General features: G+C 67.4%; 18 protein-coding genes. 8 read left to right on the top strand and 10 right to left on the bottom strand.

Going from position 1 to position 24147, the window contains the following annotated elements; all coding sequences use genetic code 11:
• Positions 1–121 precede the first annotated feature (121 nt).
• Positions 122–1786, bottom strand: coding sequence for a chemotaxis protein CheA (locus tag KEG38_RS49850; RefSeq protein ID WP_272427973.1), 1665 nt, complete (start codon positions 1784–1786; stop codon positions 122–124).
• Positions 1787–1909: 123 nt separating this feature from the next.
• Between KEG38_RS49850 and KEG38_RS49845 the strand changes: the two genes are divergently transcribed.
• Both KEG38_RS49845 and KEG38_RS49840 read left to right on the top strand, forming a co-directional pair.
• Complete coding sequence (locus KEG38_RS49845) at positions 1910–2410, top strand: chemotaxis protein CheW (RefSeq protein ID WP_272427972.1); 501 nt, start codon at positions 1910–1912, stop codon at positions 2408–2410.
• A gap of 1 nt (position 2411) precedes the next feature.
• Positions 2412–3344: a CheR family methyltransferase gene (locus tag KEG38_RS49840; protein WP_272427971.1), complete on the top strand. Its 933-nt coding sequence runs from the start codon at positions 2412–2414 to the stop codon at positions 3342–3344.
• Positions 3345–3639: 295 nt separating this feature from the next.
• Here KEG38_RS49840 and KEG38_RS49835 read toward each other — a convergent pair whose 3' ends face one another.
• The gene (locus KEG38_RS49835) at positions 3640–5427 is read right to left on the bottom strand and encodes a methyl-accepting chemotaxis protein (protein ID WP_272427970.1); all 1788 of its coding nucleotides are present in this window, start codon (positions 5425–5427) and stop codon (positions 3640–3642) included.
• 372 nt (positions 5428–5799) lie between these two features.
• On the opposite strand from KEG38_RS49835, the gene KEG38_RS49830 reads away from it, so the two are divergent.
• A complete protein-coding gene (locus KEG38_RS49830; RefSeq protein WP_272427969.1) occupies positions 5800–6552 on the top strand; it encodes an SDR family NAD(P)-dependent oxidoreductase in 753 nt (250 codons plus the stop codon).
• Between the two features lie 54 nt (positions 6553–6606).
• On the opposite strand, the gene KEG38_RS49825 is transcribed toward KEG38_RS49830, so the two are convergent.
• The 6 genes from KEG38_RS49825 to KEG38_RS49800 form a co-directional block, all read right to left on the bottom strand.
• Complete coding sequence (locus tag KEG38_RS49825; protein ID WP_272427968.1) at positions 6607–8490, bottom strand: hypothetical protein; 1884 nt, start codon at positions 8488–8490, stop codon at positions 6607–6609.
• Positions 8487–9668: a ferritin-like domain-containing protein gene (locus tag KEG38_RS49820; RefSeq protein WP_272427967.1), complete on the bottom strand. Its 1182-nt coding sequence runs from the start codon at positions 9666–9668 to the stop codon at positions 8487–8489. Before KEG38_RS49820 ends, KEG38_RS49825 begins: the two co-directional genes overlap by 4 nt.
• A 90-nt stretch (positions 9669–9758) precedes the next feature.
• Complete coding sequence (locus KEG38_RS49815) at positions 9759–11387, bottom strand: serine/threonine-protein kinase (protein ID WP_272427966.1); 1629 nt, start codon at positions 11385–11387, stop codon at positions 9759–9761.
• Positions 11384–11956 carry a sigma-70 family RNA polymerase sigma factor gene (locus KEG38_RS49810; RefSeq protein ID WP_272427965.1) on the bottom strand — a complete coding sequence of 191 codons (573 nt, stop codon included), beginning with the start codon at positions 11954–11956 and terminating at the stop codon, positions 11384–11386. The genes KEG38_RS49815 and KEG38_RS49810 overlap by 4 nt, the downstream gene beginning before the upstream one ends.
• 88 nt (positions 11957–12044) lie before the next feature.
• Positions 12045–13781, bottom strand: a complete 1737-nt coding sequence (locus KEG38_RS49805; protein ID WP_272427964.1) for a HEAT repeat domain-containing protein — start codon at positions 13779–13781, stop codon at positions 12045–12047.
• 44 nt (positions 13782–13825) lie between these two features.
• Positions 13826–14665 (bottom strand): hypothetical protein, encoded by an 840-nt coding sequence (locus KEG38_RS49800; RefSeq protein WP_272427963.1) that lies wholly within the window; start codon positions 14663–14665, stop codon positions 13826–13828.
• 160 nt (positions 14666–14825) lie between these two features.
• Here KEG38_RS49800 and KEG38_RS49795 point away from each other — a divergent pair, with 160 nt between their 5' ends.
• On the top strand, positions 14826–16280 hold the full coding sequence (locus KEG38_RS49795; RefSeq protein ID WP_272427962.1) for a YecA family protein: 1455 nt from the start codon (positions 14826–14828) through the stop codon (positions 16278–16280).
• A 483-nt stretch (positions 16281–16763) separates the two neighbouring features.
• Here the strand turns inward: KEG38_RS49795 and KEG38_RS49790 are convergent, their stop codons facing one another.
• Positions 16764–17996 (bottom strand): hypothetical protein, encoded by a 1233-nt coding sequence (locus KEG38_RS49790; RefSeq protein ID WP_272427961.1) that lies wholly within the window; start codon positions 17994–17996, stop codon positions 16764–16766.
• 316 nt (positions 17997–18312) lie between these two features.
• On the opposite strand from KEG38_RS49790, the gene KEG38_RS49785 reads away from it, so the two are divergent.
• The 4 genes from KEG38_RS49785 (at position 18313) to KEG38_RS49770 (ending at position 22124) form a co-directional block, all read left to right on the top strand.
• On the top strand, positions 18313–19143 hold the full coding sequence (locus tag KEG38_RS49785) for a hypothetical protein (RefSeq protein WP_272427960.1): 831 nt from the start codon (positions 18313–18315) through the stop codon (positions 19141–19143).
• A gap of 66 nt (positions 19144–19209) precedes the next feature.
• Positions 19210–20091, top strand: a complete 882-nt coding sequence (locus KEG38_RS49780; protein WP_272427959.1) for a hypothetical protein — start codon at positions 19210–19212, stop codon at positions 20089–20091.
• Positions 20092–20498: 407 nt separating this feature from the next.
• Complete coding sequence (locus KEG38_RS49775; protein ID WP_272427958.1) at positions 20499–21266, top strand: hypothetical protein; 768 nt, start codon at positions 20499–20501, stop codon at positions 21264–21266.
• Between the two features lie 30 nt (positions 21267–21296).
• The gene (locus tag KEG38_RS49770; RefSeq protein ID WP_272427957.1) at positions 21297–22124 is read left to right on the top strand and encodes a hypothetical protein; all 828 of its coding nucleotides are present in this window, start codon (positions 21297–21299) and stop codon (positions 22122–22124) included.
• A 240-nt stretch (positions 22125–22364) separates the two neighbouring features.
• Here KEG38_RS49770 and KEG38_RS49765 read toward each other — a convergent pair whose 3' ends face one another.
• Complete coding sequence (locus tag KEG38_RS49765) at positions 22365–23828, bottom strand: hypothetical protein (RefSeq protein ID WP_272427956.1); 1464 nt, start codon at positions 23826–23828, stop codon at positions 22365–22367.
• Between the last annotated feature and the right edge of the window lie 319 nt (positions 23829–24147).

Below are 24147 nucleotides of genomic sequence, written 5' to 3'. Positions count from 1 at the left end.
GCGCATCGCGCAGTTCTTCCAACTCGAGTCCCGGGCTTGCCCTGGTTCGGGTCGAGGGGCGAACAGCCCCCGCGGGGTCCGGGGCAGCGCCCCGGCGAAGCGCCTCCGACCAATGCTCAGATCAGCCGCCTGGCTGCGCCCGTTCGCCCAGGGCCAATGCATGGCGGCAAATGTCCGGAATGCTCAAGACCAGGGCGACCCTCCCATCCCCCAGGATCGTCGAGCCAGAGACGCAAGGGACGTGGCCGAGGAAGGGCCCGAGAGGCTTGATGACTGCCTGCCGCTCGCCGAGGACGGCGTCCACGACGAGGCCGAGCGTCGTCTCCTCGTGCTGGACCACGACGACATGCTCGCGCGCGGGCGCCGCGCCGGAAACACCAAAGAGCGACCGCAATCGCAGGTAGGGCAATACGGTGCCGCGCACGTCGAGGAGGCCCACGGCGTCCGATTTGCTTCGTTCGGCCGCTGGGAAATCGAGGCACTCGCTGACGGCCTCGATCGGAAGGACATACGTCGTCCCCTCGAGCGCGACACCAAACCCGTCGATGATCGCGACCGTGAGCGGGATTCGCAGGGTGACGGTGCAGCCGTCGCCCGCGCGGCTCTCGATCCGCAGCGTCCCCCGAACGGCCTCCACGTCCCGACGCACGACGTCCATTCCAACGCCCCGCCCCGAGGTCTGGGTGAGGGCGCGCGCGGTGGAGAACCCGGGGGTCAAGACGAGACGAAGCATCTCCTCGTCCGAGAGCTCGGGCCGCTGCGTGACGAGGCCCGAAGCAATCGCTCGTTCGAGGATCTTCGCGCGGTCGAGGCCGGCGCCGTCGTCGACGATCTGGACGACGACCGCGCCCATGTCGTGGCGCGCGCGCATCACGATGCGCCCGCACGCGTCCTTTCCCTTGGCCACGCGCACGCGCGGGTGCTCGATGCCATGATCGACGGCATTCGAGACGAGGTGAATGAGGGCGTCGCGAATATGATCGACGATCCGGGTATCGACCTCCGCTCCCTCGGCTTCGACGACGAGGTTCACGAGCTTGCCGCTCGCCCGCGCGAGGTCCCGAGCAATGCGCGCATACCGCCGAAAGACCTCGTCGAGACGCACCATCCGAGCCCGCATGATGAGACCCTGGAGCTCGCGATAAGGGCGATCGGCCTGCTCGTGCGCCTCGCGCAGCTCGTACCCCGTGGCGGGCGTCTCGCCGTCGAGCAGCTCCGTGAGCCGGTTTCGTGCGACGGCGATCTCGCCGAGGAGCGTGAGCATCGTATCGAGTTTGTCGAGATCGATCCGGAGTGTACGTGGCCCCGATTCCGCGCCGCGGGCCGGCGCGACGACACCGGAGATCGAGCTCGGCCCCGTCGAAAGCCCCTCCTCGCCGCCCGGAGGCGGCGGCGCCGCGCCCTCGACGGCGCGCCCGAGCCGCGCGCGCACGGAGAGAGATTGGGCCGCGAGCGCTTCGCTCTGCGCGGACGGCGCTTCGACCATCTTCCGCAGGACATCGACGCTCTCGAGAAGCAGCGTAATCGGTTCGTCCTTGGGCGAGAAGGAGCGCGCGCGCATGCGCTCGAGCGCGGTCTCCATGGCGTGCGCGAGCTCGGCGACGTGAACGAAGCCGAGCGTCCCGGCGTCGCCCTTCAACGAGTGCACGGCCCGGAACACCCTGTCGAGCACCGCGCCGTCGTCGGCGCTCACCTCGCGGCCGAGCAGATCCTCTTCGATTGCGTCGAGGCTCTCCTTCGACTGGCCGAGGAACCGTTCGACGAGCGCTTCGAGATCAGCGTCCACGTCCGCAGGAGCATGCCTCGGGCGCGAATGCCTGTCAACGAACCGACGCCGCCGCCTGCGCGCACGTGGAACTTGACGGACGCGGCTCTTTTCGCTTTGCTGACGGGGATACGGAGGTCTCTCATGGGAGACGTCGAGCAGGCGGGCACCTCCCAGTACATCTCGTTCCACGTGGCGGGGGGCGAGTACGCGGTGCGTATCCTGGGAGCCCGGGAAATCATCGAATATACGGACATCACGCGCGTGCCCATGATGCCTCCCGCAATCCTGGGCGTTTTGAATCTGCGCGGGCACGTCGTGCCCGTTGTCGACCTCGCGGAGCGGTTTGGAATGCCTGCTTCGACCATCACCCGCCGGACGTGTATCCTCGTGGTGGAGACGCACATCGACGGGGCCCTCACGAGGGTGGGGATCTTGATCGACGCGGTGGGAGACGTTCTCGAACTGCAGGCGAGCGAAATCGAGAAGGCCCCGCCCTTCGGGACGAAAATGCGTCTGGATCATCTCCTCGGGCTGGGGAAGGTGGACGGGAAGCTGGTTCTCTTGCTCGACATCGATCACGTCCTCTCCCCGGACGAGCTCCTCGCCGCCCGTTCCCTCGAGCCAGCCGCCGCGAGCACGTGACGTGAATTCGTCGCGCAATGCGTCGCCGGCGGGGCTGTTCCTTTCGATCCCCGACGACGAGTTCAAGCTGTTCCAGGAGCTCGTCCGCCGGCACTCCGGAATATCGCTCGGCCCCCACAAACGCCCGCTCTTGCTCTCCCGGCTCGCCCCCCGGCTGCGCGCACTCGGGCTCCATTCCTTCGCAGAATACCACCGTCGTGTGACCGGCCCCGGAGGACAGGCGGAGCTCGAGCAAATGCTCGATTGCATCTGCACGAACGAGACCCGCTTTTTCCGGGAGCCCCGGCAATTCGAGCTGATCCGCCGCACCCTCCTGCCGGAATGGACCTCACGCCTCGGGCAAGGAGGGGCCGCGAGCGCGGCGGCGACGGTCCCCGCGACGCACCGGCGGCTGCGGGTCTGGAGCGCCGCCTGCTCGACCGGCGAAGAGCCCTATTCCCTGGCCATGACGCTCCTCCATGGCCTCGCGCCGCTCCCTCCGGATCCACGACACGCAATCGAAATCCTCGCCACGGATCTCTCGACCCGGGCGCTCGATCGAGCGCAGCGGGCAATCTATCCCATCGAGCGAGCCCCCGAAATCCCGCACGACTATCTGTTCGCCTACATGCTCCGCGGCCAGCGCTCGCACGCCGGGGAGATGAAGGCAGGCCCAGAGCTCCGAGCGCTCGTGACGTTCCGCCGGGAGAACCTCATCCAAGTCACGTCCCAGAAGCTCGGGCGTTTCGACCTGGTCCTCTGCCGCAACGTGCTCATTTATTTCGACGCAGCAACCAAGGCCCTGGTCCTCGACCGCATCGTCGATTGTCTCAACCCCGGCGGGTATCTCTTTCTGGGTTATGCCGAGAGCCTGAATGGCCAGGTGCGCGGAATGGCAAACGTCGCGCCCTCGGTCTACCGGCGCGAAGCTCTCAGAGGGGGGTCCACAGCGTAGCGCCGGGGTTTCACCCCGGACCCCGACCAGGGGTTGTCCACCCCTGGACCCGGACCAGCGCAAGCGCTGGACCCGGGGTCGATGAACTGCGCAATGCGCAGTTCATCGAGCAGGTCGAGGCAAGACTGGCAACGCCGCTCGTGGTCTTGCCACAGGCCCGTCCGAGAAACCGCGCATCGCGCGGTTTCTCGGCCCTCGGTCCAGGCCGTGCCTGGTCCGGGGTGCAGGGGGCGGACAGCCCCCTGCTGGGGTGCGGGGCAAAGCCCCGCGCACGCGCCCCCTGTGGAACACCCTCTCAAAATCGCGTGAAGTCATCGTCGGAGCTCGACGCTGACCGAACGCTTCCGTTTCCTTTCACCGACCGCTTTTGCAATCGAGCTGCGGGCCCGCCGCGGGGGGCGCTCCACTTCGCGTCGTGCGCGCGCGGCGACTTGGGGAGGCGGACGTCCTCCAGCCCAACGACTGTGAAGAATGCCACGAGCTCCGTCAGCATTTCGGCCTGCGTGGCTAGCTCTTCGGCGGTCGAGGCCAACTCTTCCGACGACGAGGCATTCTGCTGCGTGATCTGGTCGACCTGGATCATCGCCTGGCTGACTTGACCCACGCCGTCCGATTGTTCGTTCGACGCGTTGGCCACGGATTGCACGAGGTCCGCTGTCCTCCGGATCGCTGGCACGAGCTCTGTGAGGAGCTGCCCGGAGCGCTCGGCGGCGCGTACGCTCGTGAGTGCGAGACTGCTGATCTCCTTGGCCGAGGTCTGGCTTCGCTCGGCGAGCTTTCGGACTTCCATGGCGACCACGGCGAACCCCTTGCCGTGCTCCCCTGCCCTCGCGGCCTCGATCGCTGCATTGAGCGCGAGCAGGTTCGTCTGGTAGGAAATGTCCTCGATGATCGAGATCTTGTCCGCGATGACCTTCATCGCGTGAACCGTATCCGCGACGGCTTTCCCGCTCTCCTCCGCGTCCTGCACGCCCTTCAGCGCCATCTGCTCCATCTGCCGGCTGTTGTCGGCGTTTTGCTTGATCGACGCGCGAATCTGCTCGAGACGCGCCGTGGTCTCCTCCACGGCGACGGCCTGCTCGCTCGTCCCTTGGGAGAGCGTCTGCGACGTCGCGGAGACCTGCACGGCCGCGCCCGACGTCGCGGCCGCGCTTTCGCGGATTTCACCGATGATTCGCGAGAGTTTGTCGACCATCTTCCGGAAGGAGCTCCCGAGGACGTCCTTGTCCGACCAGGCTTTGACCTCCACGGTGAGATCGCCGGACGCGATTCGCTCGGCGGACGTCGCCGTGTCCTGGAGCGAATCGACCATGGCCTTCATGGCGGAGATCATTCGCCCCGTCTCGTCCTGGCTCGTGGCTTGCTCGACCTCGGGGAGCTCGCCCTTGGCGATCTGGGACGCGGCGGCGACGGCGGACTCGATGGGCTTCGTGATGGCGCGGGTGAGCATGATACCGAGCGTCAGGGCGACGAGGAATGCGGCGACCACGATGCCGAGGACGAAGGACCTCGACTTTTCGTACACGCCGATGGCGTCTGCCGCTGCCCGGTCCATCTTCGCGAAGGCTTCATTCGAGAGATTCTCGACGTGCTCGTCGACGTTCCCGGCGAGGGTGCGCGCCTCGTCGAGACGCTGGCTGGCCTCCTTGGCTTTGCCTTGCTGCGCCAGCTCGATGACCTGCGCTTCCACGCGCCGCAGGTCCTCGACTTGTGTCTTGATGTCGGCGGCGCGGCTCTTACCGTCGCTATAGGCGTGATCCTGGTAGCTGTCGAATTCTTTGTCGAATGCGGCGCTGTACTTGGAGTAGCCGGAGGTCCACTTCGGGATGGCCCCCATGTTGCCGGTGGCGCTCTCGATGACGATGTTCCGGACCATTCGCGCTTCCTGCACGAGCTGCGTGTTCGCGCCTCGAAGGTGCGCCAGGCTCACCGCGTGCCGATCGTGGAGATCGGTCAAGAGCTCGGCCATCGTGGCCATCCCGCGCAAGCCCTGGTAGCCGACCGCCGCGGCGAGGCTGGCGATCAACACAAAGCCGAACATCAGCTTTTTCGTGAGCGATGCGTCCCGAAACGCTGCCAGCATGGTTCACCCTCGCGCCGGGAGTGCGAGCCAGTGACGTACGGCCCCCCGGTGATTCCAATCATGGCAGATTACAAGCTTTCCATTCGAAGGGCAAGATCTCGCGAGGTCGAGCTTCGTGACACCCCCTTCCCCGCGCCCGCGTCATGTCCTGGATCGCCGAGCACCTGACGCTCACCCGATGCCACGCGAATGCGATACGCAGGTAATGGAGGGCGACCCGTAGGCCACCGCGCGCATCGGCCTCCGAGCGCTCGAGGCGCCTCCCACCAAACCCGCGCGGAGTGCAGCACGGTTCGTCCGGCAGAATGCCATTGACCCGATCCTTCCAGCGGAGTATGCGGTGCATCGGGGGCGTGAAAAGGTGGAATACGCATGCTTCTCAGGGACAAGGTGATCATCGTTACCGGGGCGACGTCGGGCATTGGCGAGGCGACGGCGCTGGAGGTCGCGCGCCAGGGCGCGAAGGTGGTGCTCGCCGCCCGCCGCGAGGAGAAGGGCGAAGCGCTCGCCGCGCGCATCCGCGACGAGGGCGGCAAGGCGCTTTTCGTGCGCACGGACGTCTCGGTGCCCGCGGACATCGAGGCGCTGGTGGCGCGCACGCTGCAGGCCTTCGAGCGCCTGGACGGCGCGTTCAACAACGCGGGGATCCCCGGGCCGCTCGGGCCGCTCGCGGACCTGCCCGTGGACGAATACCGCAAGCTCATGGCTGTCAACCTCGATTCCGTGCTGCTCTGCATGCAGCACGAAATCCGCGCCATGCAAAAGACCGGCGGCGGGGCCATCGTCAATTGCGCCTCCATCCTGGGCCTGGTCGGGGCGCCGACCTTCGGCGGGTATTCGACGGCCAAGCACGGGCTCATCGGCATGACGAAAGCCGCCGCGGTGGATTACGCCGCCGCGGGGATCCGCGTGAACGCGGTGCTGCCCGGGCCGGTGGAGACGGAGATCTGGAACCACGTGAACCAGGGCGAGCAGATCTTCGCGGCATTCACGCAGGGCGTGCCGATGCAACGGTATGCGCGATCGGAAGAGATTGCGCGGCCGGTGGTGTTCTTGCTGTCGGATTGGTCGTCGTACGTGACGGGCACGTACCTGGCCATCGACGGCGGGTACATGATCCGCTGAGAAGCCCAGCGTTCACGCCTCCTCGGCCCTCTCCCCAGCCGAAGAACCCGCGCTTCAGCGTGCGGTTTTTCCGAGCCCCGCAAGCGCCTTCGCCGCCGGCGCGGCCGCATCACCTTTCGTATCGGCGAGCGCGAGGAGCGTGCCGCGCTCTTTCATGAGCGCGAGCATCGCGATGAGCCCACGACGGTTCGTCGCGTCGGTTTGCGCCGCGCGGAAGAGACGATATCGCAGCACGGAGCGCGTCACGGAGTGGGGTCTCCAACCGAAACTGACGCTCTCGAGCCCCGCGGCGACGGCATCACGCACCCACGTCTGACGTTCGCCGCGCACCACCACGTCCGCGGCCTCTTCGGCGCGCGTCGCCCAGCGGAGGACGTTCGCAAATGTTGGATCCTCGTCCGTGACGTGGGCCATGCCGTTCGTGAGGGCCATCTTGATTTGCTCTTTTTCCCGCGCGTCGAAGCCGTCGATGCTCGAGAGCAGCCGCGTCATGGGGCCGGAGCCGCCGAGCAGGAGCGCGATCGCCGCATCGACGCGCAGCCTCTTGTCGCCGAGCTTCGCTTCGAGCCTCGCCTGCGCCGCGCTCTCCAGCGCGATCAAGCCGAGCCCGTAGGCCATGGAGCGACGCACGCTGTCGAGCGTCGCTCTTTCGAACAGATCGACCATATCCATGGCGTTGCCTGCCGCGGAGCGCTCGGTGAAGACGGACGCATAACAACCGGCGACGAAGTCGGACTTGGGCCCGCCCGTCGCCATCTGCGCTTTGATCTTCGGGAAAAGGCTCGCTCTCGCCGCGTCGTCCGTGCACCACGCGAGCGCATCACAAGCCTCGAAACGCGCCTCTTCGTGCCAGGTCGTGTCCTCGACGAGCTTCATGAGGGGTTGCGCCGCGCGCGGATCCGCGAAATGGGACAGCCCCTGCGACGCGCCAACCCCGAGCGCTCGCAGCACCATGCCGAGCATGGCGATGTTGTCCGTGTTGAGCACGTCCTGGGTGATGTCGAGCGCGGGGTCCTTCTTGCGTTCGAGCTGGGCCAGGAGCTTCGGGAACGACGGCTCGTCATGGAACATCCCGATGGCCCGAAGACCGGATTGTGCCAGCTCGAATGCGACGGGAAAGGGTGGCTCCGCCCCTCGCGCCGGGAGCGGCGTCTTCGGGAATGCCCATCCGCGAAGGAGGCCGAGCCCCTTTTCGGATCGAATGGCTGCGAGGACAAGCATTCCACGATGATGCGGCGCCGGCGTCTCACGGACCCACGCGATCACGGAGTCCTCGACCGCCGCCCGGATCTCGTCGACTTTGTCCGGGTGCATCGTCGCGAGGTCGCCGAGGAGGCGCGCCGCTCCGATGCGCTGCAAATCGTTGTCGGAGTGATGACCTCTGCCATCCTGCTCCCACCAGCGCTCCCGGTCATAAATGTCGGTCGGCTTGTGCTTCATCCGCTCGCCGAGCAAACGCACGGCCCGGAGGTCGCCTATCTCCGCGAGCAAAGCACCAACCACGCCTTGCCAGTGCATCGGTGGCTTTTTCGCGTCAACCCAGGCGACGAGCGGATCGGCGCTGCGTGGGTCCGCGAGAGCGTGCAGCTCATCCATGATGAACTTCGTCTGGAGATACATCACCTCCAGCGACGTCGCATCGACGACATCGAGCGCGCGGACAAGGCCCGGTCCGCCGAATCGGTCGCGGATCTCGCCGACGTGTTCCCTCCACTCGGGCGTCTTGATGCGCCGCAAGGCCTCGAGCAAAGGCTCGATCCTGTCCACGGGCGGCGCTTCCGCCACGGGGGTCGCCGTCTCCAGCGACGCAGGCGCGACGACGACGGGCGGCGTGGGCGTGGTCTTCGGCGGCGGAGGCGGTGGTGTTGCAGAGCAGCCGAGGAGGAAGGAGAAAAGCCCGATGGCGCGGCGCGGAAACACGGCTCGAAGAGGGGTCATGAAAGTCCGGCGCCTCCGTGCCTCCGCATCCACGCGCGCCGGGCGGGGATGCCGTGACGTTCGAGCCCGGGCACGATGACCTGCTCGACGGTATCGAAGAACAGGCCGCGCGCGTCCGGACCGCTGCACAACCCGTAGACGACGCCCTCCGGCGGAGGCAACGAGCCCTCCGGCAGGTGCGCGAGCTCGTGCTCTTCGAGGTGTGCGAAGGCGACCTCCAGGTAATCGCCGAGCCGCTCCTTGATCTCGTCATCGAGGCGCTGCGAGAGCGCGTCGAGCATACGCCAGCCAAAACGAGAGTGGCCGACCTCGTCGGCATAGATTTGCGTAAGGAGATCCCGGAGCTCGCCCGCGGGCATTTCGATGCGCTCGGCGCCGATGAGCGCCACGGCGACGGTCTCGCTCAGGCAGCAGATGCTGAGCATGTTGCGGAGCGCAGATTCGAGCGGCGTCGCGTCGTCCGCGTGCTCCGGATACGCTTCGCCCACGGGGGCCTCGGTGAGCGCTTCGCCCCCGAGCGCCTCCACGACCGCGCCGCAAAGGACACCGTGGCGCCGCTCCTCGTCCGCAAAGCCTCGGACCTCCTCCACGAGGTGCGCCTCGAAGCCCGCCCCTTCGAATTGCCTGGCGAGCCCCTCGAAGACACGCGCCGACCCGTGCTCATTGAGCATACGCGCGCGCCAGGTCGCGATGGCCGACGCGGTGAGGTGCGGCAAATGCGGGACGGCCGGGCGCGCCCGTCGCGCGGGCTCACGCAGATCGAGCCTCACGCTCGCGCTCGGGCCACGCGAAGGTCTCCCGTGCCACGTCATCTCCGGCGGAACGGGCGGGCCCCACGGCGAGCACGCGACCGATATTTTCGGGTCGTCCTGCACGACATTCGCACAACAATCCCAGCGGTGGTGCGCGGGCGCCCCGTTGCTCGCCGCGAGGAGCACCTCGCAACAAGAGATGACCTCGGGGGAGACATTCTGTTTCTCCCCGGGATAGGGGCTCTCCGTGGGAAAGGCCTCGGCGACGACGGCCTCGCAATTCGAAGTCGCGGGCGTCGTATCGGCCTCGTCGCCGGTGGACGCGACGCCGGACTGCACTTGCGCGCTGCACCCGCCGACGAAGGCCATCGAGAACGCGACCTTGGCGGCGGCCCGCAACGCTGTGAGATGGGTATCACGTCGCATGATGTGCCCCACATAACCGGTTTTTGTGCAGCATGCAATCCCCAAGGCTCGTCTGCGCCGCGCGGAAACGGGCGCGGGGGCGGAAAGTGATCACCGCTCGCGAACGACATCGGCAATCAGGAGCAGGAGAACCAGGGAACCTGCTGCGACGTAGATCAGGCTCGTGGCGCTCGGGAGGAACAGGCCGAGGAGCGCCCCTGCCATTGCGATCGCGGCAGGCAGCGCGATCTTTCGCCGGTCCGTCAAGGCGAGCGTCCCGAGGACCGTCGCGAGGAGGACGAGATCGTTCACGAGGACGTGATCGAGCGGCGTCCCGAGGCGCATCGCAATGAGCCGGTGCACGAGCATCACACCTTCCACTCCGACGACGATCGCCGCGGCCCGCCGCCCCATCCGGTTCTGGGAGAGCCTTCGCCACCGGAGCGCGATGATGGAGAGGACCATCAGGAAAGCCGCGCAATTGATCAGGATGACGAGCTCGAGCGTCACCTCGGCGTGGACGAGCCGGCGAAATGCGAGGCCCGAGGCCACGATCACGACGCCGAGGAGCGCCACGCGCAAGGCCACGAGTTCGCGCCGGATCCCGTGGCGATCGAGTTCCGGATCCCGCGGCAGGTGCGCTTCGATCGCCGCGAGCAGCGCATGCATCGAGGGGAATCGCGCCGCGGGATCCTTCGCCAGGCCCGAGAGGAGGATCGGCCCGAGCCACGCGGGCGCTTTCCCGCGCTGCGCCGGGATCTCCGGCGCGCCCGCGAGGACACGGCGCGAGAGCGCGACGAAATCACCGTCGAGGGAATACGGAGGAATGCCATAGGCCGCGTGATAAAGCGCCGCACAGAAGCTCCATTGATCACTCGCCGTCGTTGCGCGCTCCCCACGGAGCTGCTCCGGCGCCATGAATGCCGGCGTCCCGGCAATCGCGCCCCGCGGCAAGATCGATACGTCAAGCGCGACGGACCGCCCGCTCGGAGGCGCGGCGTCGCGCCCGCCCCCGCCGTTCGTCCCTCCGTCACGCTGGGCGAGCGCCGCCATTCCGAAATCGACGATCCGCGGGCGCCCGTCCTTGCCGACGAGCACGTTCTCGGGCTTGAAATCGCGGTGCACGAGGCCCGCGTCGTGCACCGCGGCGAGGCCCCGCGCGGCGCCGAGAAAGAGGCTCAGCACCTCGGGAAAGGTGCGAGGGCGCTCGGCGAGAAATGCGCGCAGCGTGAAGCCCTCGACGAACTCCATGGCCAGATACACGCGGCCCTCGTGCTCAAAAGCCTCGTGAATCGCGACCACGTTCGGGTGCGCGAGGCGGCCGAGGGCCTGGCCTTCACGCAAAAGCCAGCCCACGCCGGCCACGCTCGGGCGCAGGAGCTTGATGGCCACGCGACGATCGAGCATCTCGTCATACCCCATGTAAACGACGCCCATCGTCCCCTCGCCGAGCTTGCGCACCACGGAGAATCGTCCGATACGCGCCGCGACCGGGGGCGCATCGGGGAAGGCTGGAACGGGGTGCTCGCCGAGCGCCTCGAAGAGCAACGCGGGGCGCGGCGCGAGAAAGTCGCCGTCGGCCCTTCGATCATGCTCGAGGAGCCGCTCCACGGCCGCGCGGAGGGCCGCGTCGCCCTCGCATTCGACGTCCAGCCGAAGACTCGCCTCCTCGGGCCCCAGATCGACGACCGCGTCGAAAATCGCCTCGACGCGGAGCGGCTCCGGCCTCTCCGTCGTCACGTCTCCGCTCCGCGGGAGAGCACGTCGTGCAAATAGGCCCGGGCGAAGCGCCACTCCCGCTCGACGGTGCGGGTCGTGACGCCGAGCGCCTCCGCGATTTCCTGGTCCGGCAATCCGCCAAAAAACCGCATCACCACGACCTGCGCTTTGCGGGGATGCTCGGCCTCGAGGCGCGCGATCGCCGTGTTGATCGAAAGCACGTCCTCGATGCCGAGGAGCTCCGCGTCGACGGCGATTTCCACGTCGAGGGGCTCGGCCCGCTGTCCGCCGCCGCGCTTCGCCGCCACCTTTCTGCGCACGTGATCCACGACGATCTCGCGCATCGCCTGCGCCGCTGCGGCGAAGAAATGCCCCCGCCCGTTCCAGCCGGGCCCCGGCGATCCCACGAGCTTCAGATACGCCTCGTGCACGAGCGCCGTCGGCTGCAGCGTATCACCCGGCCGGAGGCGCGCCATCTGCGCCGAGGCGATGCGGCGCAGCTCTTGATAGACGAGGGGCAAGAGCTCCTGGGTCGCCTGGTCTCGCCCCACAGCAATCTCGGCAATGATCCGCGTGACCTCATGGTGCATGGCAAGAAGCCATCATCACGGGATTTGCGCGCGACTGTAAAGAGCCAAGCAGCGGCGCGCCTCTCGGCATTCGCCCGCGCGAAAACCTTCACGGCGAGGCCATGTGCGCGATCGCGGCGCGGATCGCTTCGAGGACTTGGTCGTCTTTTTCCTTTGCGAGCGCGGACTCGAGCCAGGGCAACCACACGGTCGCGTCCCGGAAGAATGCCGCGCGATACGTGGCCTGACGCACCTCGGGGTTCGGCGATGTGGTCGCGAGAGTATGCAGGAGCGTGTCGGCCTCGGGTGTCGCGAGGAATCGTAATGCGTAGGCCGCCGTCGGCGCGAGCCGGGGAGATGCGAGCGCCCCGCGGATGACCTCGAAGGCTCGCGGATCGCCGCTGTTTCCGAGCGCCGCAAGCAGCATGTCGCGCTCGGCGTCGTCCGTCGCGCTCGCATACCGCGCGAGCAAGTCCGCTACCGGATCGAGCCCTTCGCCGACGTCGCCGCTCGCGGCGAGCGTGCGCCCCGCGGCGCCGAGCGCCATCGTGCTCAGGTTGCGCAGGGCAGGATCGTCGCTCGCGGCGCCCTTCGACAGCGCAAAGGCCGTGTCCGCGTCGGCGACGGGCATCATCGCGAGGCTCACGGCGGACTGCCGGCGCGCCTCGATCGACGCCTCCGGGCTCGTGAGCGCGTCCGCGAGCGCGTGCGCCGCCTCCTCGGTGCCGGCCGCTGCGAGTCCGCCGGCGAGGAAGTTCGCCTCGGCGTCCGTCACGCCGCTCGCCGCGAGCCGTTTGCCCGCTTCGAGCGCGTCCTCGGGCCGCACGCGGAACAGGGCGCCGGCCGTGTGGATGAGCGTCGCGCGCCGCTGCCCGACCTCGTCCCTCGGCTGCCCGTCCGTCTCCGCGAACGCGGCGCGGAGCTCGTCGAGGTCGTGGCCCGCCGCGCGCCGCTCGTCCATTTCACGCCTGCTCGCGCTGCGCTCCCGCTTCGGCGGGACCATGTTCGGTTCCTCGTAGGCACCTGCGAGGGCGCGCGCGGCGGAGAGCTCGGCGCGCGTGGCCTCGGCGCGATCGACGAGGCGCAGCGAGACCCGGAGCTCGCCCGCGACGTCCCCGAGCGCGGTTTTCCGCGACGTGCGAGACACCTCGTGGGCGGTCGCCGATTCGACCGCATCCTTTCCATCCACGAGGATACGCAGATCCCCCTCGGCCACGAGCGGCGTCAGGCCCTCGTGCATGCGCAGGTAGCCTCGCTTGTGCCGCTCGATCGTGCGCTCGCCTTTTCGCTCGTAATCGGCGCGGTAGGTGCCCGAGCCGTCGACCTCGTCCGCGGACCAGGTCGGGCCTTTGCCGCGCGTGTATTGCGTCGCCGAGACGAGGCTCGTCAAGAGCAGGCGGCTCGCCTCGTCGGTCCGCGTATCGAAGCGCACGCCTTCGAGCCGGCCCTCCGCGTCGTAGGCAAGCAGGATCGGGCGGCGCAGATCGGCCACCCTCGGCGTCTCCCCGCCCGACACGTCGAGCAACGGATCGACGAGGCGCGCCTCGCAGAGGTTCGTGCCTGGAATCGGCAGAAACGAAATGCGGCCTTCGAGGTGCGTCTCGACGAATGTCTCTCCACCGATCGTGACGTGCCGGGCGAGCGTCACGGCATAGACGCGCCGCTCGGAGGCCTTGGCGCGCGCCGAGGGCGCGACCTTTGCCTCGGACGGCGCATCGGCGGCCGTCGCGGCGGCGGCGGGCGAAACGGCGCTGGGAGCGCACGTGCGCTGGAGGAGGGCGCCTCCTCCGAGCAGGGCGGCGGCGAGCAGCGGAAGGGCGGCGAGGGGGGAAAACCGGCGCTTCATGGGACTCCTCCGGCGTGCGTGTCGGGTTCGTCAGGGCGGGAGGATCACCAGGAGATGTTGCCCCACTTCGCGAAGAGCTGGCCTCCGGCGGTGAAGCCGTCGAAATTCACGAGCGTCTTGCTGTCGGAGTCCATGCAGTATTCGAGCTCGACCTTGAGCTTGCCGTCGAGGGAATGCAGGCTGTAATCGAGGGACATGAGCACGGACATCGAATTGTCCTCGGGGTACGTGGCCGTGATGACGGCCGGCACGTGGAGATCGAGCGCCGTGAGCGAGCCTTTCACGGCGACGCTGGCGCAGGCCGCGCCCACGTCCGCGTCCGCGTCCGCATAAGCCCTCGCGTAGGGCTCGGCCATCAGGCTCATGTACGAGCTCGTGATGCTGGGGGTCACGTCGACGCCGAGCTCGCCGCCCACCTTGCCGTCGAGGTCGATGTGGACGCCGAGCAGGCTGATGTCCTCGTCAGCCTTGAAGAAGGTCCGGCTCACGCCGAAGGGGATGGCGTTCGTGATGGACTCCGAATACAGGACGACGCCGACGGCCGCGACGTGGACGCCGCCCCAGCTCTCGCCGTTGTTGTGGTACGCCAGGGCGTACGCGTCGACGATCGGCTTGCTCACGCCGAAGGCCTTGGCCGTGGCGTGGATGTCGGCGCCCATCTTGAGGTAATCGGCGCCGTAGCTCGCGTCCGTCTGGAAGTTCTTTTTCGACTGCAAGCCGGTCCAGAACGAGTACGAGGCGCCGAAGCCGCCGTCGGTCCAGCTCGCGGCGTCCTGACAGACGGGGCCGCTGCAGGAGGGCGCGGCGGCGGCCGGCGCGGGCGCGGCGAGGAGGGCGGCGAAGGGGGCGAGGAGGGCGAAGGTCGGGAGGATCCTGGGCTGCATGGTCGTCTCCGTGAAGGCCCTCGGGAGCGCTCACCCTGAGCGCGCCGGAGAGCCGTTTCCCCTACGTCCGGAAAACGAGACCCCGGCCCGACATGCCTCTCGCGTTTTTTTTTTCGAGGCCTCATTGCGCCCGGGACGCGTTTGCCCTTCCATCGCCTTGATGGGGCACGCGCATCACTTCCTCTCTCGGCTCGATCGTGTCTCGCTCCCGCATGTCGAGCTCGCGCTCTCGCTCTACCGCGACGAGAGCCTCCTCCGGTACATCGTCGATCGGGCTCGTGTGCCCGAGAGCGTCGAGCGTGTTGCGCTCTCGCTCGATCACCCTGAAGAGGGGCCCTTCCTGATCGTCACGCGTGGCGGACGTTTCGTCACCTGCCTCGGCGCGGGCATGAAGGTCTCGAACTTGCCCGTCGTCACGCGCGGGCAGATCGACGCCATCTCTGCCAAGGCCGAGGAGCTCCGCGAACGCCTGGAGTCTGCGAAGGCGCTTGCCGGGGGGAAGGGCGTCAACGCGCTGCTCCGGCGCATTTACGACGCTGCCGACGAGCTTTCGCGTGAGGAGTTCCTCGCCATCTCGGCGCTCCAGCCGCTTTATGCCTTGGAGTTCTTCAAGCTCTACTTTTCTGCCGCGACCGACCTCAACGAGGCGCGGAAGATCCTCCTGCCCACGCTTCGGAAGACGGACAAGCTCAGGTCCCCGTACGAGGACGCGCTGCGCGCGTACTGGCAAACCTTCTGGGCCCTTGGCCACCTCATCGTCCTCGCGACCCTCGACGGACAGGAGACCTTGCCCCCTGGCCTTCTCGATCTGCTCGGCGATCGGACCACGCTCTCCTGGCCTGCCACGCGCCAGGGGTTCGTGGCCCTCGCGCTGCGTGGTGCCTGGGCCACGGCGCGCATTGGCAAGCCCCTGCTCGGCAGGTACAAACGCCATTACCAGGAGGCGCTGAGCCTCCTGCAGAACGTCGACAGCGGGGTTGGCCTCTTCGCGCTGGGGATGCGGCACACGCGGCTTCGCGCCGAGGTCGAGAAGACGCTCGGAGCAGACATCCCCGCGCTCTTGAAGGGCACGGTCGACGGCGACATCGCGCTCGGGGTGCGCGGCATGGTGCGCCGCGTCGCTCAGATCGACCGTGAATCGCCGGAGGCCGTGGACGCCATGCACCGCGACCTCGGCGCACAGCTCTGGCTCCGCGCCGCGGCGCACATGCCCCCGGGCCCTTATCGATTCGAGCGTGCCGAGGACGTCCCGGCGGATCTCGCCTACGCGCTTCCGGCGAACACCCAGTTTTCGTACCTGTATGGCACGAAGACCACTTCGGACGCGCTGCTCTGGCTCTTCACGATGGTCCCCTGGGCCGCTCGCGCCGCCCCGGAGGAGCTGTACCTCCCCCGCGCCGTCTTGCGGGCGTTCCACGTGCCCTGGAGACCCCAGCTCGCGCTCGACGTGCTCTGCGCGATGCGTGACCACAAGGACGCCCGCAAGCGCCCCGTCGCCCGCCCGGAGGGCCCCGCGCGCAAAGGTCCTTGCCCGTGTGGGAGCGGGAAGAAGTACAAGCGGTGCTGCGAGGAGAAGGAGGAGGAGGCGGAGGCGGAGACGGACATCACCGGCTGATGCCCGTAATCAGGCTGTCCTACGAAGAACCCATGGCGCCGTATCGCCACGACCACCGCCCCGCTGGCGAAGTCCATAAGGCGACGGACCCCGCCCCAGGCACCGAAGGCTCGAGCGCATTCGCCGGAGGACCCTCGACCGGCCGCTGATCTATCTGGGCTGACGACCCCGAGGCCCTCGCAGGGGGCCATCCCGCGCCCATCGAGGCCCCAACCCACCCAGGGGCAGGCTCCCCGCGCCGTATCGAAAGAAGAACGCCACCCATGGGGTGCCTCGGTTCACGCGATTGACTTCGGCGAGGCACCCAGAGGCAGGCCCGAGGCACTCCATGCACAGAGCCCAGGCACCCTGGGGAAGGGTCCTCGTCCTGAAGAGACTTCGGAGCAGCACCCTCGGCCTGGCTCGGAACAGTATGCCGACAGAGCCGAGGTACCCCGAGGGTGGCTGCGGAGGCGAAGCAGGAAGCGACCAGAGGACCCAGGCTCAGTGGTTCTTGCCCTCATCACTCGGGGCAGGGACCCCGGGCAAGGTTCGCTCGTCCAACTGGAAGAGCTTGGCCACCCACCGACGGGCCTCCTGCGGGGGAAGGTCGGCCTGGAGGAGCGCCTCGTACAGGCGCCGCACCCGCTCCGGCAGCGGCCCGCAGGGGGTGAGATCGCCGGCGCACGCCTCGACGCCGGCGCCGTACTCGGCGAACCCCACGAGGGTCCCCCTCGCGGCGTGCTTGCGCTCGACGGTCGCGCACGCCCCAGTCGTCGGGGCGCTCTTGTCGGGCGCCGACTTCCAGGGGACGAACCGTCCTTCCCGAACCGTGAAGCTCGGCTCTTCGGCGTGCGGCGGGCCGTCCCCGAGGCGGATGATCTTCGCATCGCCCTCGCGGAGGAGCTTGAAGTTGCCGTCCCATCGCTCCCCTCGGATGGCCTCGGGCAACGGCACGGGCGCCCCGCTCCATGCGATGTTGAGGGTCTGGGACGTGGCGTGTGACCGCGGTTCGTTGGAGCGACTTTGCACCCAGACGATCTCGGCAGCGCCGTCGCCGTCCAGATCGACCGTGCCGAGGGGGAAGATCGACCCGCGTCCGCCGGGATCGAGCACCTTCACCGTGTCGCCATTGACGAGGTACAGCCGCTCGAGGTCGTTCTTCACGAACGGGAAGGTCTCCCCGGCCCCTTCGTTGAAGTGAGGCCGATAAGGGCCCTCGATCATCCAGTGCCAGTGGATCGCGACGCCTCGGGGCGTCTGGCAACTGAACGCCCACAGGTCGATCGGCTCGGGCACCGTGACGTGGTGCTTCGGCGCCTCGACCTTCGCGTCGTGGTGCGCGCGCTCGAAGCGGGACACGGTCTCGTGCTCGTGCTTCTTCACGACCTTGCGCAGACGCTCGCGCTCGTCGGCCGAGGGGTAGGTGCAAGGCTCGTAACTGGAGATGCCCTCGGGGATGTAGTTGCCGGAGAGGCGGAGCCCCTCGGGCACGAAAATGCCGTCGCATTCGAGCTTCGCGCGCGCGTGCTCCTGATCGAGGCGGCCGCGCAGCTCGGAGAGGAAGCGCTTCGCGTCGGCGGCATCGGCGGCCGATGGCAGCGCGGCGGCGGGGCTTGTGGCCACGGGCTCGCCCGCGTCGCGGGGCGGCGGCGGGGGCGAGGGAGAAGGTCGGCAAGCGGAGAGCACGCCGGACATCAGGGCGGCGAGCAGGACGAATCGGGAGTCGCGGGGCATGGTCCTCGGAGGGGCAAGCGACGATGAGGTAGCTCAGACGTCAAGGCCCTTCGCGCGATTCCCGGGCGCATCGTGAGCCACCTGGCTGGGTTTCCGTTGCCGCCGAGCCGATGAACGTGCGACTCAATACACCATGCAAGCAATGACGAGACTCCGCTCGGCCATGCTGGGCGTGCTGGTGTGGGGCTTCGGTGGGACAGGTCTGACGGGTGCGTGCGGTTCGAATGATCCGGGGCCTCTCCCATCGTGCCCGACTCCACCCTACACCCCGACCGAGACGCCAACCGAATGTGCGGCGACGATGCCCGAGCCGTGCATGCGTTATCGTATCCCGCGCATGGGCAATCCGGGCATGGACCTCGCGCTACGCGCGAAGTACATCGCCGCGTTCGGGAGCGCTTGTTACCTGTCCGAGGGCCCCACCCCCACGTTCAACTGCTTCTACAAGACCCCGCAGGAAGCGTGCGACGAGGGCGTGCGGGTCGCAGAGGTCTTCGGAGCGGCGCCCTACGACAAGAACTACCCGGCGTGCGAGCCCATCGCCGGCACGGAGAACTACTTTCGCCAGGTCGGGCCGGACCCCGCGATCCACATCGTCATCAGCTATGAGCCCGCGCCGAGGCAGACGCCGCTCGTCGAGGTCGACGGTGTGCCGACGGAGGTGAGCGGCCCGTACCGGAATTTGCCGGAGCCGCCAACTCTTGGACCAGCGCAGCCGTTCAACAAATGTGACAGCGGCGTGCTTGGCGCCGATGGCAAGCCGCTCTTGCAGCACACGTATATTCTCCAGGTCAACCGTAACGCGCACAAGAATGACGCGGACGTCGGCGAGATTCACTCCGATCTCGCAGGCTTCAAGTGGCCGTGCACGGTGATGAACGAGAACTGCGAGGAAGTGGCCGCAGAGTGCGAGGAGCCGCTCGTCCTCTACGATCCGGCCGATAAGAAGGCGCCTTTCCACCCGGGCTCGATCGCGCGGGTGCACCACGTCGTTCCCATGAAGGACAAGCGCAGTTGCCCGTGGGGTACGAACTCGACCAAGAACGCGGCGGTCATCTCTCACGCGCTCAACCAGTATCTCTTGAACAACGACCCGCCGGCCGAGGAGGTGAAGAGGCTCAACAACGCGCCGGCGTACACGCCCTGACGCGGCAGCCGGACGCATGCAGCGAGCACGTTGACGCCGAGACCCACATGGCCTAGCCGAGGCCTCATGGTCGTGCGTAACCACCCCCGCGGGCGCCTCGTCTTCGACCGAGATGCGATCGTACGCGCTGCGCTGCGTGCCTACGTCGAATCAATGGTCGCAAGTCTTCCGAATGGCATGTGGTTCCCCGTCTGCGAGTACTCGAACTGGACGGGAGACGTCCAGCATGGAGGCTTCCGCAACGACGACGGATGTGGCGGCTACGAGGTCGTGGCCTGGACCGACGCCGGCGTCGTGGGTCTTGCGTACGAGCTCGGGTTTGGCCCGATTGCTCACTTTGGCCTGACGCCTGACACGGTGACGGGTGGCCCAGAGGATGTGCGCGGGGCTGTGCCAGGGCTTCCCGCTGAGCTGGAGCCAGCATTTCAGATGGCCGCCAGCAAGCTCGACACGCGCAGCGACTTGTACAATGGGAATTTACCCAATAGGAAAATGTATTCGGAAAGGTTGGCCGGGGTTGGCTTTTGGTTGCACGGCGATCGTGTCGCGGGCTCCATGTTCGACGCCCCTACCTTGCTTGGCGTCATGCGACTCGTCCCATGGGGCATGCTCCAAAACGGTCGGCTACCGTTCTGGGTAATCGGGGAACTTGCCCCGAAAGCAGCAGAGCGCGCCCGAACGAGGGACGCCCCCATCCACGCGATCATCGACGCGGTGGTCGATCGGCGGATGCGGGGCCCCACGGAGTTCACGGCCGACGAGATCGCGACGCTTCTCGCCAAGCCGCCCGACCCAGAGCGACAGCTCAGCGTCCAACGCAGGCTTCAGAAAGTCGGCATCACCTGGCCCGGCTCGCCCGAGCTTCCCCCCGAGCCGCCGCCGCCGGAGCCACGTATCAACCCCTTCACGGGCAAACCCATGCCGAAACTGACCCGTCCCGACAAGTGACGGCGCAAGCTCCGCGGATCAACAAGCCTCGACGCAAAGCGGAAGCGGCGGCGGAAACCGAAGCGGTTGTGGTAGCGGGTTTGGCAAGCGAAATCTGTTTGTGTACCGCTCCGCGGCTCCCGCCGGCGCCCGCCGGCAACGCTCGGTTCCCAGGCGCATCGTGAGCCCCCTGCCTCGTTTTCCCTTGCCGTCCAGTCGCTCACCGTGCGATTCGATACTCCATGCAAGCAATGACGAGACGCCGCTCGGCAATGCTGGGCGTGCTGATGTCGGGCTTCGCAGGGGCAGCGATGATGGGTGCGTGCGGGTCGCCTCTCGATCCGGGGCCTGTCGATTCTTGCCCTACTCCACCCGACACCCCGATCGACACGTCGACCGAATGTGCGGCGCCGATGCCCCACCCGTGCATGCGTTACCGCATCCCGCTCGTGGGAAACCCGAGCACGGACGCCCCACTGCGCGCCAAGTACATCGCTGCGTTCGGCTCCGCTTGTTACACCTCTGAAGTCGATACGTTCGACTGCTTCTATGAGAAGTGGGAGAAGGCATGTGCCGATGCCGCGAAGGTCGGAGAGGTCTCTGGAAATGCGCCGTACGACAAGGGCTACACGTGCCTGCCCGTAGGCAACGGTGACTATACGCTGCAAGTTGGCCCGGATGTCGCGAACAAGATCACGATCAACTACCAGGCAGCGCCGCGACAGACGCCGCTCATCGAGGTCAACGGCGTCCCGACGGAGGTCAACGGTCCCTACCGCAACTTGACCGAGCCGCAAAAGCTTGCACCGGGGCAAAACTTCTACTGCGACACCTTCGACAACAACGGCGCCAAGATCGAGCAGAGAACATGGATTCTCCGAGTGAACCGCGACGCGCACGGCGGCGAGATTCACTCCGATCTCGCGGGCTTCACGTGGCCTTGTGTGGATGAGAACTGCAAGCCAAAGACCTGCACCGAACCGCTCATCCTCAAAGCTGGGCCTCAGAACGACCCAGAGGCCGTGCAGGTGCACCACGTGGTGCGCAGCAAGGACCAGCGTGGGTGCCCCTGGGGCACGAACTCGAACAAGAACGCGGCGGTCATCTCGCGGAAGCTCAACAGGTATCTAACGAACAATTACCCCTCGGAAGACGAGGTGGTGCGGATCAGCCAGCTTCCGCCGTACACGCCGTGACGCCGCCGGCGGACGCTGGCGGCGAGCCCGTTGACGCCGAGACCGACGGAGTCTAGGCGAAACACCATGATCGAACGGGTCACCCGTCACTTCGGACGCCTCGTCTTCGACCGAGACGCCATCGTCCGCGCCGCGCTGCGCGCCTATGTCGAAACCCACCTTGCGATGGTGGACCCGCTCCAGCGCCATAGGTTGGCGGTCTCCTTTGGGGGAGTTTGGGCGGGCGACCTCCAGCGGGGTGCCTTCTACAACGACGACGGCTGCGGAGACTACGAGGTCGTGGCGTGGACCGAGGCAGGCGTCGTCGGCCTCGCGTACGAGCTGGGGTTCGGTCCGATCGAGCAGCTCGGCCTCTCGGTCGATGCGGTAACGGGTGGCCCGGACGACGTGCGCGGGGCGTTGCCGGGCCTTCCCGACGAGCTGGAGCCCGCGCTCGTGATGGCCGTCGGCATGCTCGGAGTGGGACCCGAGCATGGGCAGAGGGATGCGGGCGTGGGCTTCTGGCTTCACGGCGATCGCGTCGGCGGCATGCTCTTCGCCGTCCACGATCCGACGCTGGCTTGGGGCGCCAACCGGCTGGCCGCGTGGGGCTTGCTCCGAGGCGATCGCCTGCCGCTGGCGTGTAGTGACGGAGTCAAGTTCCGGGCGGACGAACCGAGCGCCGCGCCGATCCACGCGATTGTGGACGCGGTGACAGCCCGCGCCCTCGCTGGCCCCACGGAGCTCACGACGGACGAGCTTGCGACGCTCGTTCCCAAACCGCCCGATCCGAAGACACTGGCTTTCGCCCAGCAGATGCTTCGGAAGGTAGGCATCACCTGGCCCGGCTCGCCCGAGATCCCCGAGGAGCCGACATGACGCGCCAACCCTTTTCGCGGTGACTCGTCTCCCCAAATGAAGGCGCAAGCGTCCGCGGATCGACAAACCTCGACGCACGGGAGCGGTTGCGGTAGCGGGTTTGGGAGCGGGAGCGGGAACGGCAAGCGCGGCGTCGTGCCCGCCGCGGGCGCGCAGGAACGCAGGACGCCCATGGGGCTGTTCCGGCGCGCCCGGCGGACGGTCACGGCTCCGCGTGCCGTGGCTCCGCGGAATCGGTCATCAGAATCGATAGACCATGATGTTCTTCGTCCCGGACCCGAGGAAGATCATCGCGTGGAGCTTCGGCATCCAGAGCATGCGGCGGCGCACCTGGGTGTGGCCGTCGAGCTCGGGGGTCGTGCCATTCTGCACCAGCGGGCGGAGCGTCCACGGTTCCGTCGTGGGATTGAGCTCGAACCAGCCGAGCTTGCCTTCCTTGGTCTTGGTCGCCACCCAGTAGCGGTCGAGCGGCGGGATGTACACCATGCCGGCGCTGTCGCCCACCGGGAAGTCGACCGCCGAGAGGCCGTCCGCGTACTGCACGGTGCCGCTCTGCACGACCTTGCGTTCCTTCACATCGAAGAGCTGGTACAGGCCCTTGGCCGCGTACTGGCCGGTCGCGGGATCTTCCGGCACCTTGAAGATGGCGACGCGGTCGCCGAAGCGCGCATCGGCGGCGCCGTTCCAGTCCCAGCCATTCCAGGACGTGCCCTCGCCGGTCCAGTTCGACGTGTTCATGTCGAAGGTGTTGCTCCACGGCCCGTTGGAGCCGCACGACGCGACGAGGAGCTGGTCCTTGTACTCGTCGTAAATGGCGAGGCTCTCCTCGCCCAGCTTGTTCTTCCAATCCATGGCGGGCAGCCGCTTGTAAACCCACTTGCCCTCGTCGCGCGAGTAGCGCCACAGGCGCCGCACCGCCATCACGAGCTCGTTGGTCTTCGGGACGTACACCACGCCCGAGTACGTGTGGCGCGCCGTCGGCTGCCGATCCCAGAAGAGCTCGTCGTAGAACCAGTCGTTCTCCTCCTTCAAGGTGCCCGCGGCGAGGGCGGCGTCGAACTCCGCGGAGGACTCCGGGCAGCTCGTGTAGGTGGTCATCGACTTGTAGGCGTCGCTCCACTGCGTGGTGTCCGAGGGGAGGTGCTCGATGGCATAGGCCATCCGGAATGCGTCGAAACGGTAGATGCCATTGTTGCTCGAATCGGCGTGCCCGCCGGAGGAGACCCACCACGCGCGGCTGCCCTCCGGGTCGTGCGCGGGGGAGTTCCACGCGACCGTGACGGCGTTCCAGTCCCCCGAGCCGTAATCATTCCAGCCCGGGACCTTTTCCTTCACCTCGGCGTCGAGGGCATCGAGCCGCGTACCGTTCACCTCGATCCATTGCCCGCCGGGCACGAGATCCCACGAGTCCTCATTGACGAGGCCGTTCTCGTCGCGGCCCGGCGTCCACACGCCGCCTTCGAGAGAGCCGACGTCACTCCCGGTCCCCCATTCCGCATCGGGGCCCGGCGCCGTCACCCCGGCACCCTGGCCGCCGGTACCACCACCGCCGCTGCCGCCCGATCCACCCGTTCCGGAGGAGGAGGAGGACGCGTTGCCCGGGTTGTTCGGCGTGTTCGACGAGTCGCCGCAAGCCGCGAACAGTGCCGTGAGCCCGACGAGCGGGAGCCAAAGCCGCGGGGAAAGGAAGCTTGATTTCAGCATGTACACAACTCTTTCTCCCGACGGCAATGAGCTGTCGTCGGGATGCGGAGCCGATATCTCCCTTGATATCGGCGGTGTCACTGCGAAGACCCAACGCTAACACGTCGCGTTTGTATTGGGAAGTGTAGCCGTGCCTCGCCGTGTTGCCCATTGGAACAATCTTACCGATGGGGTTCGGGGCAACGGCGCAAACCACATCCACGCTCGAATAATCTGGCGCCACCGAATTCACAAACGTTCACAAACGACTCCATTGCGTTTCGCAATCGAATGTGGTTGTGCTCGTAAACGGTCCGGGCGACTTCTTTTGCATGCACAC

The sequence above is a fragment of the Polyangium jinanense genome, from assembly GCF_028435265.1.
GTDB lineage: Bacteria > Myxococcota_A > Polyangia > Polyangiales > Polyangiaceae > Polyangium > Polyangium jinanense.
The sequence above is the reverse complement of the archived record's forward strand: the minus strand, read 5'-3'. Positions and strand labels throughout refer to the sequence as shown.

Coding starts and splice junctions, on each gene's coding strand:
- KEG38_RS49845 (WP_272427972.1), top strand. CDS start 1,910: ATGGGAGACGTCGAGCAGGCGGGCACCTCCCAGTACATCTCGTTCCAC.
- KEG38_RS49835 (WP_272427970.1), bottom strand. CDS start 5,427: ATGCTGGCAGCGTTTCGGGACGCATCGCTCACGAAAAAGCTGATGTTC.
- KEG38_RS49830 (WP_272427969.1), top strand. CDS start 5,800: ATGCTTCTCAGGGACAAGGTGATCATCGTTACCGGGGCGACGTCGGGC.
- KEG38_RS49825 (WP_272427968.1), bottom strand. CDS start 8,490: ATGACCCCTCTTCGAGCCGTGTTTCCGCGCCGCGCCATCGGGCTTTTC.
- KEG38_RS49820 (WP_272427967.1), bottom strand. CDS start 9,668: ATGCGACGTGATACCCATCTCACAGCGTTGCGGGCCGCCGCCAAGGTC.
- KEG38_RS49810 (WP_272427965.1), bottom strand. CDS start 11,956: ATGCACCATGAGGTCACGCGGATCATTGCCGAGATTGCTGTGGGGCGA.
- KEG38_RS49805 (WP_272427964.1), bottom strand. CDS start 13,781: ATGAAGCGCCGGTTTTCCCCCCTCGCCGCCCTTCCGCTGCTCGCCGCC.
- KEG38_RS49800 (WP_272427963.1), bottom strand. CDS start 14,665: ATGCAGCCCAGGATCCTCCCGACCTTCGCCCTCCTCGCCCCCTTCGCC.
- KEG38_RS49795 (WP_272427962.1), top strand. CDS start 14,826: ATGGGGCACGCGCATCACTTCCTCTCTCGGCTCGATCGTGTCTCGCTC.
- KEG38_RS49790 (WP_272427961.1), bottom strand. CDS start 17,996: ATGCCCCGCGACTCCCGATTCGTCCTGCTCGCCGCCCTGATGTCCGGC.
- KEG38_RS49785 (WP_272427960.1), top strand. CDS start 18,313: ATGCGTTATCGTATCCCGCGCATGGGCAATCCGGGCATGGACCTCGCG.
- KEG38_RS49780 (WP_272427959.1), top strand. CDS start 19,210: ATGGTCGTGCGTAACCACCCCCGCGGGCGCCTCGTCTTCGACCGAGAT.
- KEG38_RS49775 (WP_272427958.1), top strand. CDS start 20,499: ATGCGTTACCGCATCCCGCTCGTGGGAAACCCGAGCACGGACGCCCCA.
- KEG38_RS49765 (WP_272427956.1), bottom strand. CDS start 23,828: ATGCTGAAATCAAGCTTCCTTTCCCCGCGGCTTTGGCTCCCGCTCGTC.